This window comes from Paraburkholderia sp. D1E (assembly GCF_052682275.1).
In genome coordinates this window covers 8,714,675-8,728,550 of record NZ_JBQYMB010000001.1, presented here as the reverse complement: position 1 = coordinate 8,728,550, position 13,876 = coordinate 8,714,675, and the positions used below count along the sequence as shown (strand labels likewise).

At 63.0% G+C, this 13,876-nt stretch carries 10 protein-coding genes; 8 read left to right on the top strand and 2 right to left on the bottom strand.

Annotated features, from left to right (window positions below):
* Nucleotides 1-90 precede the first annotated feature (90 nt).
* The 4 genes from ACUN0E_RS39235 (at nt 91) to rsmA (ending at nt 5,945) form a co-directional block, all read left to right on the top strand.
* On the top strand, nt 91-2,448 hold the full coding sequence (locus ACUN0E_RS39235) for an LPS-assembly protein LptD (RefSeq protein WP_445569986.1): 2,358 nt from the start codon (nt 91-93) through the stop codon (nt 2,446-2,448).
* Nucleotides 2,449-2,515: 67 nt separating this feature from the next.
* Entirely contained in the window at nt 2,516-3,877 is a 1,362-nt protein-coding gene (locus ACUN0E_RS39230; protein ID WP_408333220.1) for a peptidylprolyl isomerase, read from the top strand.
* 5 nt (nt 3,878-3,882) lie between these two features.
* Nucleotides 3,883-4,893, top strand: coding sequence for a 4-hydroxythreonine-4-phosphate dehydrogenase PdxA (gene pdxA, locus ACUN0E_RS39225; protein WP_445569985.1), 1,011 nt, complete (start codon nt 3,883-3,885; stop codon nt 4,891-4,893).
* Nucleotides 4,894-5,072: 179 nt separating this feature from the next.
* Nucleotides 5,073-5,945: a 16S rRNA (adenine(1518)-N(6)/adenine(1519)-N(6))-dimethyltransferase RsmA gene (gene rsmA, locus ACUN0E_RS39220; RefSeq protein WP_445569984.1), complete on the top strand. Its 873-nt coding sequence runs from the start codon at nt 5,073-5,075 to the stop codon at nt 5,943-5,945.
* A 68-nt stretch (nt 5,946-6,013) separates the two neighbouring features.
* Here the strand turns inward: rsmA and ACUN0E_RS39215 are convergent, their stop codons facing one another.
* The gene (locus ACUN0E_RS39215) at nt 6,014-6,949 is read right to left on the bottom strand and encodes a DMT family transporter (protein ID WP_445569983.1); all 936 of its coding nucleotides are present in this window, start codon (nt 6,947-6,949) and stop codon (nt 6,014-6,016) included.
* Between the two features lie 469 nt (nt 6,950-7,418).
* Here ACUN0E_RS39215 and ACUN0E_RS39210 point away from each other — a divergent pair, with 469 nt between their 5' ends.
* Nucleotides 7,419-8,528, top strand: coding sequence for a porin (locus tag ACUN0E_RS39210; protein ID WP_445569982.1), 1,110 nt, complete (start codon nt 7,419-7,421; stop codon nt 8,526-8,528).
* 153 nt (nt 8,529-8,681) lie between these two features.
* Here ACUN0E_RS39210 and ACUN0E_RS39205 read toward each other — a convergent pair whose 3' ends face one another.
* Complete coding sequence (locus tag ACUN0E_RS39205; RefSeq protein ID WP_445569981.1) at nt 8,682-10,025, bottom strand: MFS transporter; 1,344 nt, start codon at nt 10,023-10,025, stop codon at nt 8,682-8,684.
* A gap of 102 nt (nt 10,026-10,127) precedes the next feature.
* Here ACUN0E_RS39205 and ACUN0E_RS39200 point away from each other — a divergent pair, with 102 nt between their 5' ends.
* From ACUN0E_RS39200 to ACUN0E_RS39190, 3 genes are all read left to right on the top strand, one after another.
* Complete coding sequence (locus tag ACUN0E_RS39200; RefSeq protein ID WP_445569980.1) at nt 10,128-11,084, top strand: LysR family transcriptional regulator; 957 nt, start codon at nt 10,128-10,130, stop codon at nt 11,082-11,084.
* A 163-nt stretch (nt 11,085-11,247) separates the two neighbouring features.
* Nucleotides 11,248-11,937: a TetR/AcrR family transcriptional regulator gene (locus ACUN0E_RS39195; RefSeq protein WP_445569979.1), complete on the top strand. Its 690-nt coding sequence runs from the start codon at nt 11,248-11,250 to the stop codon at nt 11,935-11,937.
* 108 nt (nt 11,938-12,045) lie between these two features.
* Nucleotides 12,046-13,866 (top strand): alkyl sulfatase dimerization domain-containing protein, encoded by a 1,821-nt coding sequence (locus ACUN0E_RS39190; protein WP_445569978.1) that lies wholly within the window; start codon nt 12,046-12,048, stop codon nt 13,864-13,866.
* The last annotated feature ends 10 nt before the right edge of the window (nt 13,867-13,876 follow it).

The following is a 13,876-nucleotide window of genomic DNA, read 5'->3' as shown; positions in this document are numbered from 1 at the left end:
TGATGTACAGCCGACTGTCACGGTCGGGATGTGCAGGCGGTGGATCGTGACTGCAGGAGCTGATGGACGGGTCGATTCGCCAAACGATACATGCCGCCTAGACAGCTTTCCCAAACGACTCCCTCTTGTGCCGTAGTGCCGCGCAAAAGGCGGCTCGTAGCGGCGTTGATCGCCGTTCCGGGCCTGATGCCCGCGCTTGCCCACGCCCAGCTAGTGGGGGAAGCCGCGCAGCCGCAACCTATCGACGCGCCCTGGGGCATGCAGCTTGCCCCACAGCTCGAAGAACATCTATTGCAATCAGGCCAGAAGCCGGCCACCTTCGTGCTCGGCGACACGACGAGCGGCACCACCGACCAGGACATGGCCGCGAAAGGCTCGGCCGAGGTGCGGCGTAACACTTTCGTGATCAAGGCCGACGCGCTGCACTACGATCAGGACACGGACATGGCCGACGCATATGGCCGGGTTCACCTGAACAACAACGGCGCCACGTTCGCCGGCCCGGAAGCGCATATGCGGGTGGACTCGAGCGAAGGTTTCATGTCCGCGCCGAAGTACCACTTCAACGTAACGGGTGGCTCGGGCAGCGCGGAGCGCGTCGACCTGCTCGACAACGAGCGCTCGGTGTTCACGAAGGGTACGTACACAGCGTGCTCGTGCACGGAGAATCCGGCCTGGTACATCAAGGGCAGCGAGTTCGATTTCGACACCGGCGCGGACGAAGGCGTCGCGTATAACAGCGTGCTGTTCTTCCAGGGCGTGCCGGTATTCGCGTCGCCGTGGCTGTCGTTCCCGCTGTCGGGCGAACGGCGCAGCGGGGTGCTGCCACCCACGTTCTCGCTCAGTTCGTCGAACGGCTTCGAACTGTCGGTACCGTATTACTTCAACATCGCGCCGAATCGCGATCTGATGGTCACGCCGCGCCTGATTTCGAAGCGCGGTGTGCAGTTGCAGACCACGTTCCGCTACCTGTCGCCCACGTATTCCGGTTCGATCACCGGCGAGTATCTGCCGGACGACCACCTGACCCACACCAACCGCTACGCGCTGTATATCCAGCACAACCAGAACTTCGGCAACGGGTTCGGCGGTTATATCTACTACAACAAGGTCTCGGACAACACGTATCCGGAAGATCTGTCGTCGTCGGTCAGCCAGTTCATGAACGGCACCCAGCTCCTGTATCAACAGGAAGCAGGGTTGACGTACAACAACGGCCCGTGGTCGGTGCTCGCCCGCGAACAGCACTGGCAGACGCTGACGCCTTCGGTGGCGCCATACGGCCGCGAGCCGCAGTTGAACGTGAAGTACGCGAAGTACAACGTCGGCGGCTTCGACTACGGCGCGGAAGCTGACTACTCGAATTTCCGCATCACTACCGCGGACACGACCCAGGGTCAGCGGGTGATGTTCAACCCGTACCTGTCGTATTCGGTGGTCGGGCCGGGTTACTTTGTGACGCCGAAGGTGCAGTGGCACTTTGCGTCGTACAACCTGAACAATATCGCTACACCCGGTACGCCGAAGAATTTCACCGAGTCGATTCCGACGCTCTCCTTCGACACCGGGCTGATTTTCGACCGTTCGGTGCGGATCTTCGGCGAGGATTACATCCAGACGCTGGAGCCGCGGCTCTACTACGTCTACACGCCGTACCGCAACCAGGAAAACGCGCCGCTGTTCGATACGGCCGACTCCGACTTCGGGCTGGCGGAAATCTTCACGCCGAACACATTCGTCGGTAACGACCGGATCGCCGACGCGAACCGCCTGACCGCGGCGATTACCACGCGCTTCATCAACCCGGCCACGGGCGACGAACGCGCGCGCTTCGTGATCGCGCAGCAGTATTACTTTCAGGATCAGCGCGTCACGCTGCTGCCTACGCAGACCAGCACGCAGGCCACGCATTCGGACCTGATCGTGGGTGCGTCGCTCAAGCTCGGCGCCGGTTTCGCGTCGGAAACGGCGTTCCAATATAATGCCGACAACAACCAGTTGACGAAGACGAGCATCGGCTTCGGGTTCAGTCCGGCTACCAGCAAGGTGATCAATGTCGCGTATCGCTACACCCGCGCGAACACCACGCTGGACAACCAGCCGATCAATCAGGTGCTGATCTCGGGGCAGTGGCCGCTGACGCACCGTGTGTACGGGGTAGGCCGCTTCAATTACGACCTGGGCGGCCATCGGATCGTCGACGGTCTGATCGGCCTGCAATACGACGCCGACTGCTGGACGCTCGGCGCTGGGATTCAGCGTTATGCGAACGGGGTGAACACTTCTTCCCAGCAACAGACAGGCACGCGGTTTCTCGCGCAGTTGACGTTCAAGGGCTTGTCGAGCGTCGACAACGGGCTGATTTCCGCGTTCCGCGCCAGCGTGGCGGGGTACACGCCGTTGCCGCCGCCGCCGCCGCCGGAAGCGCGTTTCACCAATTACGAATGACGCTCGCCCGATCATTTATAGAATGCGAAAAGACGGGCCAGGCGCGCCCGACATCATTGGAGTATCTGTGGCAATCATGAAAAAGCTTCGCTTGGCAACGCTTGCGGCCGGTTTTGCCGCTGTGGCGTCTTTCCTGTCGGTTGCGCCGGTTCAGGCGCAGGCGCTCTCCAGCAATAGCGGCCAGACGGTCGACACTATTGCCGCAGTGGTCAACAACGGTGTCATCACGCGGCGCGAGCTCGACGAGCGCATCGGCCTGATCACCCACCGGCTGAACCAGCAGAACGCACCGGTCCCGCCGATGGACCAGTTGCGCCAGCAGGTGCTCAACCAGATGGTGCTGGAACGCATCCAGTTGCAGAAGGCGAAAGAAGACGGCATCAACATCGACGACGCCGCCGTGCAAAAAACGCTCGAGCGGCTCGCGCAGGCGAACAACATGTCGCTCGACATGTATCGCTCGCGTATCGAGGCGCAAGGCGTGCCCTGGACCACCTTCACGAACGACGCGCGCACCGAGCTCACGCTCTCGCGTCTGCGTGAGAAGGAAGTGGACAGCAAGGTCACGGTGTCGGACGCCGAAGTCGCGAACTACATTGCCAGCCAGCGCGGCCCGAACTCCGGCCTGACGAGCGATCTGCACTTTCAGCACATCTTCGTGAAAGCGCCGCTGAACGCCTCGGAAACCGACATCGAAACCGCGCAGAAAAAGGCTCAGGCCCTGCTGACTGAAGCCAAGGGCGGCGCCAACTTCGAAAAACTGGCGAAGTCGAATTCGCAAGCGCCGGATGCGTCGAAAGGTGGCGATACGGGTTTCCTGCCGCCGTCCAAGCTGCCGCCTGAGTTCGTCAAGGCCGCCTCGGCTCTGCGCCCGGGCGAGGTCGCTCCGGATGTGATCCGCACCAACGACGGCTTCGAAGTTGTGCGCCTCGTCGATCGTCGCGCGGGCCAGGGCACCAGCTCCGATGCGCCGAAGCTCGTGCAGACGCACGTTCGCCACATCCTGCTGCGCGTCGGCGACGGCATGTCCGAACCGCAGGCACGTCAGAAACTGCTCGAAATCAAGAACCAGATCGCCGCAGGTGGCGACTTCGCGAAGTTCGCGCACACCTACTCGCAAGACGGTTCGTCGTCGCAAGGTGGCGACCTCGGCTGGATCAGCCCGGGCGAGACGGTGCCGGAATTCGAGCGTGCCATGAACAGCTTGCAGGACGGTCAGATCAGCGACCCGGTGCGCAGCGAATACGGCTATCACCTGATTCAGGTGCTGGGCCGTCGCGAATCGGAAGGTTCGGTTTCACAGCAGATGGATCTGGCCCGTCAGGCGATCGGTCAGCGCAAGGCGGAACAGGCTTACGCTGACTGGCTGCGCGAACTGCGCGACACCGCCTACGTGGAAGTGAAGCCCACTCTGACCAGCTCGCAATAAGCATCATGACAACCGCCGCGCAGTCCACCAGCCTTCCGTTGCAGATCGCGATCACGACCGGCGAGCCAGCCGGCGTAGGCCCCGAACTGACCGCGCAGGCGCTGGCGGGCGCGGCGGCGCACTGGCCGGGAGCACAGTTCACCGTGCTGGGCGATGCGGATTTGCTGGCTGAACGCGCGCGCGCGGTTGGCGTCGATTGGGCTGCGCTGGTGGCGGACGGCAAGCGCGTACGGGTGCAGCATCGGCCGCTCGGCGCACCCTCGCTGGCCGGCAAGCTGGACGCCGCCAACGGCCGCTACGTGCTCGATGTGCTCGACTGCGCGATCGACGGCGCCGTGGCCGGCACGTTCGACGCGATCGTCACCGCGCCGCTGCAAAAAAGCACCATCAACGATGCCGGCGTGCCGTTCACCGGCCACACGGAATATCTGGCCGAGCGCACACACACGCCGCGCGTGGTGATGATGCTGGCCGGCACCGGCAGGCGCCCGTTGCGCGTTGCGCTTGCTACCACGCATCTGCCGCTCAAAGACGTCTCCGCCGCGCTGACGATCGAAGGCATCGTTGAGACGCTGCGTATCGTCGATCACGATCTGCGTCACCATTTTGGTTTGCCCGCGCCGCGTATTCTCGTGACGGGTTTGAACCCGCATGCGGGCGAAAACGGTTATCTGGGCCGTGAGGAAATCGAGGTGATTTCTCCCGCACTGAAGCTCGCGAACGAACAAGGTATCGACGCGCCCGGCCCCTATCCGGCGGATACATTGTTCCAGCCGCGTTATCTGGAACAGGCCGACTGCGTGCTGGCGATGTTCCACGATCAGGGCCTGCCGGTGTTGAAATACGCAACGTTCGGCGAAGGCATCAACGTCACGCTCGGCTTGCCGATCATCCGCACCTCGGTCGATCACGGCACAGCGCTCGACTTGGCCGGCACCGGCCGTGCCGACGCAGGCAGTCTGATCGCCGCGATCGATACGGCGATTTCGATGGCGCAGCACCGCCGCGCGGGCTGATACTGCCGTGTCGATCGCGTCCTCCCGCCGAGCGGTCTGATCCAGCGGCGTCGATGGCGTAGCATTGCCGGGCAGGCCGTTTCAGCGGCGAGATCGCACGGTTTTATCAGCGTTTGCCGCGATTGCGGGTTGTTCCGCTTGCTCTCTTTTAAGCAGTTCTCTTTCTTAGCGTTTCTTCGATGTCCACCAGCAGACAGCAGCAGGGCCGGCACCAAGGCCATATCGCGCGCAAGCGTTTCGGACAGAATTTTCTGGTCGATACGGGCGTGATCGATTCGATCGTCGACGTGATCCGGCCGCAGCGCGGCGAGCGCATGGTCGAGATCGGGCCGGGGCTCGGCGCGCTCACCGAGCCGCTGATCGAGCGTCTGGCGACGCCCGAGGCGCCGTTGCACGCGGTGGAACTGGATCGGGATCTGATCGGCCGCCTCAAGAAAAAATTCGGCGACCTGCTCGAACTGCATGCGGGCGATGCGCTCGCGTTCGACTTCGGAACGCTGGCTGCACCAGGCGAGAAGGCGTCGCTGCGCATTGTCGGCAATCTGCCGTACAACATTTCGAGCCCGTTGCTGTTTCATCTGACCGCGTTCGCGCATCGCGTGATCGATCAGCATTTCATGCTGCAAAACGAAGTCGTCGAGCGCATGGTGGCGGAGCCGGGCACCAAGGCGTTCAGCCGCCTTTCGGTGATGCTGCAATACCGCTACGTGATCGACAAGCAGCTCGACGTGCCGCCCGAAGCATTTAACCCGCCGCCGAAGGTTGATTCGGCGATTGTGCGGATGATCCCGTACGAACTGCATGAACTGCCGCCCGTGGACCAGCGTGTACTTGGCGAAGTGGTGACGGCGGCCTTCTCGCAGCGGCGCAAGATGCTGCGCAACACCCTGGCCGCGTTTCGTGACTCGGTGGATTTCGAGGCGCTAGGCTTCGATCTGCAACGCCGCGCCGAAGACGTGCCGGTGGCTGAGTACGTGCGTGTGGCGCAGATCGTGGCGGCTTCGCCGACGCGCGGCGCAGCGGCCGCGGAAACTGGGACTGACGACGCCTGAGTTGCGTTGCGCGGTCTTGAAGCAAGCGCGCTGCGCCCTGCAGCGCGCTTGAAATCCCACCCACTCTTCTAAACCGCTGGCCGCTTCACCGGTGCATTGACCAGCGCGATGCCGGTCAGCACCAGCACTGCCGCCATCAGAAAGCGCAGGCTGAACGACTCGCCGAGCAACAGCACGCCGAAGGTCACGCCGAACAATGGTGTCAGGAACGAGAACACCGACAGGCGCGACGCGATGTAGCGCGTCAACAGCCAGAACCACACCAGATAGCTGACGAACGCCACGACCACCGCCTGATACGCGAGGCTCACCACCGCCAGCGGGGTGACGGTTGCCACGTGCGCCTGGCCGAGCCCGAGCGCAAGTGCGAGCAGGACGACCGCCGACACCGTCAATTGATAGAACAGCGTTTTGCTGGCGCTCGATTGGGCGAGGCGTGTGGCGCGCACCACCACGGTGGTCGCGGCCCATGCGATGCCGGCCAGCACGCCGAGCGCGTCACCGGCGACGCCCGTCAGCGTCGCCCCCTGCGCCGCATGCCCATGCAGGAAGCCGTCCGCGAACGCCAGCGCCATACCCGCAAACGCCACCAGGATGCCGAGCCACTGAATGCGCCGCATCCGCTCGCCGTCGACGAACCAGTGCAGCCCGAGCGCCGTGAAGCACGGTGCGGTGTACAGAAAGACCGCCATGCGCGACGCGCTGGTCAGCGTCAGGCCGAGAAAAATGCATACAAATTCCCCCGCGAACAGCACGCCCGCGAGCAAGCCCGCGCCCAATGTGCCGTCATCGCGAAAGAGCGGCGTGCCGCGTGAGCGTGCCCAGCCCCATACCAGCAAGGCCGCGATCGCCGAGCGCAGGCCCGCCTGGAATACCGGCGGCAGTGCTGCGTTGGTGCTCTTGATCGCGACTTGCTGGAGTCCCCAGATCGCACACAAGCCGACCATCAACAGGATGGCGAAGCTATCTGGAGTGCGGCGCGCGGGCAGGGCGGTGGTGCTCATGGGTTTGTGGCGTGACGAAAAGAGCGGGCGGTGTGAAGGGTCGGCGGTCAGTATGCGGTCGCGGCACGGATCGCGGTAGTCGGCCGAATGGCTAGTCTGACTTTTAAACCGGCTCAACAGGAGCAGAAGAGCAGCGATAGTTCATACGATATCAAAATCGTCCGCGCCGGGATGCGATGACCCCACCGTCTACGCGTGCTTCCTGCAAGCTGCAAGCACTTCGATGACATAACAACACTTACTTCAGTCTATTTTCTTACGGTCCCGGTTTCGCGCTAAGGTTCACCCACGTGCATTTCATCAGGTCATTCAAACGGCCTGCATTGGCCGTCGTGCAGGGGTTCTATGTGGGCCCTTCACCTTGACCGTCGATCTGCGCGGCCTCAATGAGCAGCGTGCCGGTACTTTGCATCAGGCGTGACGGTGTCGAAATATCCGCGAAAAGCGGAAACCTGTACGAGGAGACAATATGAAGAACGTATCCAGGTGGGCAATGGCAGCTGTGCCCGCAGCGTTGGCGTGCCATATGGCGCATGCTCAATCGAGCGTGACGCTCTACGGAGTGATCGACGAAAGTGTGCGATATCTGACCCACGCCAACACAGCCGGCGATTCGTCGATCGGGCTCGGCAACGGCGGCATGACCGAGAGCCGTTGGGGCATAAGGGGCGTCGAGGATCTGGGCGGCGGCTGGTCTACGTTCTTCAAGCTCGAGAACCGTTTCTACATGAACGGCGGCCAAAGCGATCCCACCTTGCCGTTCTTCAATGAGGCGCAAGTGGGCGTGCGCTCGGACTCCTATGGTCAAGTGATCCTCGGCCGTCAGTACAACGTGATGATCGAGGGCATTACCATCGGCGGCTACGGCAGTAATCTCTGGATTCCGTACGATTTCAGTTTTCAGCCGGAAGTGACCATGACCGGTGGTATCTGGACCAGCAACCAGGTGCAGTATCAGGCGAAATATGCCGGCTTCCATCTTGCCGCCGGCTACGCATTCGGCGGTAACGCAGGCAATTCGTACGGCAGCCAGGTCGGCCTGGCGCTTGCTTACGCGCCGGGTGGCCCGTTCACCTTCGGCGGCGCGTATCAGGAGTCGAAAGATTCGGTCAACGGCGCAGCCGCGAAAGCGTGGACCTTCGGCGGTTCGTACACGTGGAACATGACCCGGTTCTCCGTCGGCTATATCGTCGATCAGAATGACGCCGGTTTTTCGAATTTCGCCAACGGGCCGTTCACCGCGCCCGCGTTGGCTGCACTCAAGTACACGGACTTTTCGCGGCGTCGCATGATCATGGGCGGCATCACGCAGCAGGTCGGCACCACGTGGCACTTCGCCGCGAATGTCTGGCGTACTTTGCAGGACGGCAAGACCGCCGCGCAGGACGGTTCGGCATGGCAGTACCAACTGGTCGCCGACTACAACCTGTCGAGGCGCACCGATATCTATCTGGAAGGCGATTACTCGCTATACCGGGGCGACCTGATCGGGGCGCAGTTGCAGGGCGTCAATGGTGTCGGTCTTGCGCAGAAGGGTAGTCAGATCGGCCTGATGGCCGGTATACGGCACCAGTTCTGAGCCCTTATCAACGCCAGCGCGCGCCCAGATTACCCGCCGCCGTGCGGCGACGCTCGCCGTTCACATTCATGGCGTAACTCGCGTGGCGAACACGCTGCCGCGAGCGGGCCCGAAAGCCGCGCAAAAGTCAGGCAAAAAGGGCACCCGCGAATCTCACCCGGGCGTGGCTTCCATGCGCTGCTTCGACCGTTGTGGATCGATCAATGCGAACCCCGCTATACCCACAACCAGCAGTAACACGCCGGTCACCGCGAAGCCGATCTCATAGCCACGCGCGTCGCCTGCCACGCCGAGCAGCTTGCCCATCGCGACGGGTCCGATCAGTCCGGCGGTGGTGACGATCGAGTTCGTGACCGCAAGCAGCGCCCCGCGCCGTGCCGCCGGCGCGACTTCGGCGACCAGCATCGGACCGAAGGTGAAAGTCTGGATCGCCAACGCGCTGGCGAGTCCCATCAAGGCGACTTTGACGAACGGCGGCGCGCCGAACAACAGTGAGCAGTACGCAAACCCGCTCACGACGCATGCCGCGCTGATCACTTTGCCGCGCGCCACCTTCGACGGCACACCGCGCTTGAGCATTCGATGCGATGCCACTGCGAGCGCGATGCCGAGCGGGATCTGCGCCGCGACTTGCAGCGCGAACAGCCAACCGGCCTGGGTCGCGGCAAAACCCAGGCCAAGCCGGAAATATGCAGGCACCCAGGTGAAGCCGATCGCGATTACCGCATAGCCGACAAAGCATTGCAGCATCACACCAATGACGGTGCGGTCGGTCAGCATGCGCCGGAAGCGCAATGACACAGCACGAGGGCCTGCCAATTCGACTGCAAGCGTGGGTGATGGGTTGTGCTGACGATTGCCCGTCTTGCCCAGGCACAGCCACAAGACAGTCCAGCCGATGCCGACGGCGCCGAGTGTAAGAAACGTTGCGTGCCAGTGCCACCGCTGCGAGATGTAGGTGAGCAACGGTCCGGCGATGATGACGCCCGCAGTCGCCCCCTGCTGAACGATCGCAGTAGGGAGATTGCGTTCGCCGTCGTCGAACCAGGTGTAGACCACATGCAGCGCGAGCGGCGAAGCCGGTCCTTCGCCGGCCCCCAGCAGGACGCGGCACAGCAGCAACACCGCAAAGCTGGTTGGCCATGCGAGTGGCAATTGCGCCACCGCCCAGATCAGTGCGAGCGCGGCGAGCAGCCATTTCATGTTGACGCGGTCGGCGAACAGGCCGACGACGATGCCCGAGATCGAGAACAACACAAAAAATGCGCTGCCGACGAGGCCAAATTGACCGTGCGTCAGCTGCATGTCGTGCATCAGAGGAATCGCGACCAGACCGAGCACGGCCTTGTCGGCGAAGTTGATCAGCATGAACAGGAACAGCGAGGCGACGATTACCCAGCGGTGACCTTGCGCACGCTCACGTGCCTGGGAGGGATGAGTCGGCGCCGTTTCGGCAAGCGCCGTGCAGCGTTTCGTGCTGCTGAGGAAAGTGGGCAAAGCGTGTCTCCATTTCTTGCGCGGCGCGCTGGGTTTTCGCCCATTTGAGGTGGTATAAGTGAATTGTTCAAGTGCATTCTCGTTATCGGGAGCTTGCAAACTATGCATGAGGTCAATTCCCGCCGCCTTACCCATCTGATCGCGCTCGCGGAGGAAGGTAGCTTTGCGCGCGCGGCGGAGCGGGTTCATTTGAGCCAGCCGGCATTGAGCCGCAGCATTCAGGCGCTCGAAGAAGAAGTCGGCATGAAACTGTTCGACCGCGCGGCGCGCGGCGTCGCGATGACGGCGGCCGGGCGGCTGCTGGTCGAGCGCGCCCGGCGCGTGCTGTTCGAAACGCGCTGTCTGTTCCGCGACGTCGAACTGCTCAAGGCGCACGAACTCGGCGAGGTCCGCATCGGCCTCGGGCCCTATGCGGCCGTCGTGCTGCTGCCGGACCTGCTGGTGGAGTTCGCGCGGCGCTTTCCGAAGATCAAGGTGTCGATCGAACTCGGCGAAGGCGATGCGATGCTTGCCAAGCTGCACGCCGAACAGATCGACTTCATGGTCGCCGACCGCCGTGTGCCGCCCGTAACGCCCGATGTCACGTTGCAACGTCTGCCGCGTCACGAGGGTGGCTGGTTTGCGCGGCCGGACCATCCCTTGTTTGGGCGCGACACGGTGCAGCTTACGGCGTTGCGCGAGTTCCCACTGGTGTCGGTGAGCTTGCCCGCGTTCATGAAGGACGCCCTGCATCGCCTGCTCAAGTATCGCGCGCACGAGCAGATTCCGTTTCAGATCGAATGCAACGACGTGACAGTACTGAAGGACTTCGTTGCGCAGACCGATGCCGTGCTGTTCGCCACAGCGTCCGCGGTGCGGCGCGATCTGGAGACGCGGCGACTGGCGCGCATCCCGCTCGCCAATCCGCCGCGTCTCGCGCTCGAGTTCGCGCTGGTGTATCTGGCCGAGCGCACGCCTTCGCCCGCTGCATATTCTGCGTTGGGACTCGCTGAACAGGTGATGGAGAGCGCCAACCGCGCCGCGCAGAGCTTGTTGCCTCCCGACTCGCGGGCCCCATGAAGGGACCGCTGTGCGGCCGGCTGATTAATCGCGTGACCGGCCCCCTTGTTTACCCTGAGTGCGGTTGACAAGGCAATCCTGATCGCGGACGATCCGGAATCCAGATTCCGGTTTGTCGTGAATCTTCATTTCCTCAGAGCAGCGAACCGAAGCTGAACACCGCATGACGACGACTTCACCACGCGGGCGCGAAGCGCAGCCCAGCGCCATCGCGGCGCCGCGTCAGACGCGCAGCCAGCAGGGGCTCGTTCGCATGCTGCTCGCCGGGCGCGAGCTGATCGAAGCGAGCGGCAATCTCGACGATCTGTCGATCAACGATATCGTCGAACGTGCGGGTACGTCGATTGGCGCGTTCTATCGGCGCTTCGACAGCAAGGACAGCTTCTTCGAAGTCGTCCAGAACGCGGCAATGGAAGAGGGGCTCGGGCACGTGCGGGAGACCGTCGAGCGTGATCCGGCCTGGCGGTCGAACGACGCGGGCACGCTTGCCGATGCGGTCATTTCGTTTTACGTAGCGACGTTCCGGCGCAATCGCGGGCTGTATCACGCGTCGTTGCTGCGGGCGTCGCAGCGCAAAGCCAGCTGGGACGCCGTGAAGTCGACCAACCACGAGGTTCTGGCGCTGATCGTGCCGCGTCTCGTCAGCGCATTGGCGCAGTCGCGCGGCATCAAGGCTGCCGGCAACGCTGCCCAGTCGCTCGAATTCGAAGTGCGCGCCACCCTGCAAATGATTCTCGGCATGCTGGTCAACAGCGTGCTGAACGACCCCGGTCCTTTATCGCTCTCCAGCCGGCAACTGCGGACGTGGCTGCAAATCCGGCAGCGGCGCTGTCTCGGTTTGCCGGACCGCTGATTTTTTTACCTGAAAAACGGAATCAAGATTCCGGTTTATCAATCGAAGATCGATCCAGGTGCAGCGCGATTCCCACTGCGCGCAGCCGAATATTCAAGGAGACACCGCATGAACTCATGTTGCCCCGAACTGGTCCGTAATCCCGCCTTCGACGCGCCGCATATCGGCGAACCGCTCGATGTCGCGTTCGACGCCGGCGTGAATCTCGCCTTCGCCATTGCCGCGCCGACCGTGCCGCTGCGTCTTACTGAACACTCGCAGCGCATGGCGCAGCGCATCTATCGCGTAGCCGAGCGCGTGTACTGCGCGGTTGGCTACGCGATCGCGAACATTATCTTCGTGGTGGGCGACGACGGTATCGTGGTGATCGATGCGACCGAGGCGGTGTCCGCGGCAAAACGCATTTATGAGGACTTCTGCGCCATCGATCCCCGGCACGCCGGGCTGCCGGTCAAGGCCGTGGTCTACACGCACAACCATACGGACCACACAGGCGGCGTGCGCGCCTTCGTCGACGAGGCCGCGCTCGAAGCTGGCAGCGTCGAGATCATCGCGCACCGTTCGTTGATGGACACCGTGATCAACAACGCGAACCTTGTGGCGCCGATTCTCGCCACGCGTTCGGCCTACAGCTTCGGCACGCTGCTGCCGCCCGGCGCGACCGGCAAGGTCAACGCGGGCATCGGACCGGTGCTGATCGCCGAGCCGGCGAGTTTCTTCGCACCGACCCGCGTGTTCGACGACAAGCTCGACATCGTGCTGGCGGGCGTGCGCTTCGAGTTCCGCTACGCGCCTTCGGAAGCCGACGACGAAATCGTCATGTGGCTACCCGAACTCGGCGTGCTGCTGTCGGCGGAAGTGATTCAGGGCGAGTGTCTCGCGAACGTGCATACGCTGCGCGGTACACGTTACCGCGATCCGGTGCGCTGGTATCAGACCATCGACATGATGCGCGGCTTCAGCGCGGCGCATATGGTGCCGGCGCATGGCCGGCCGGTATCGGGCGCGGAGTATGTCGCCGAGGTGCTGTGCGTGTATCGCGATGCGATCCAGTTCATCCACGATCAGACCATCCGCCACATGAACTTCGGCTTGAGCCCGGACGAACTTGCTGAGGCCATTCCCGCGCTGCCGCCGCACCTCGCGGAGCATGCGTGGCTGGGCGAGTACTACGGCACGGTCAAGCATTCGGTACGCCAGGTGTATAGCGGTCAGCTCGGCTGGTTCGATGGCGATCCGGCTTCGCTCGATCCGTTGCCGCGTGCTGAACGTTCGCAGCGCATGGTGAAGATGATGGGCGGCGTGGAAGCGGTGCGCGCCGCTGCCCGTATCGCTTTGGGTGACGGCGACTGGCGCTGGGCCGCGGAACTCGCCACGCTGCTGGTGCGCCTCGATACAACTGACGCCGACGCTCGCAGCATCAAGGCGAGTGCGCTGCGCGAGTTGGGCTACCGCACGGTGAACACCAACTGGCGCAACTGGTATCTGAGCGCGGCGCGCGAACTCGAACATGCCTACGACGAACTGCCGTTTGGCGGCAGCTCGAGTCTCGCCTCGGTAGATGTGTTGCGCGCCCAACCGTTGCGCAATGTGTTCCAGCGCTTCAGCGTGAATATCGATCCGGAACGCTGCGCCGATGTGCGGATGACACTCGCATTCCGCGTGACGGATCGCAATGAAACGCACGCGCTCGAACTACGGCGCGGCGTGCTGCAGATTCACGAACGCACACCCTCGACGATCGACGTTCAACTCGCGCTTGAAACCGGCACCTTGTACAGCATACTGAACAACATGGCGACGCAGTTGCCGAAGTGTCTCGAGAGCGGCACAGTAATGCTGGAGCGTGGCACGGTCGATCAGTTGCGTAGCTTCTTCGATTGCTTTGACCGGCCCACCCGGCGTATGCCCGCGCTTACTACGCGATAGACGCAGCGCG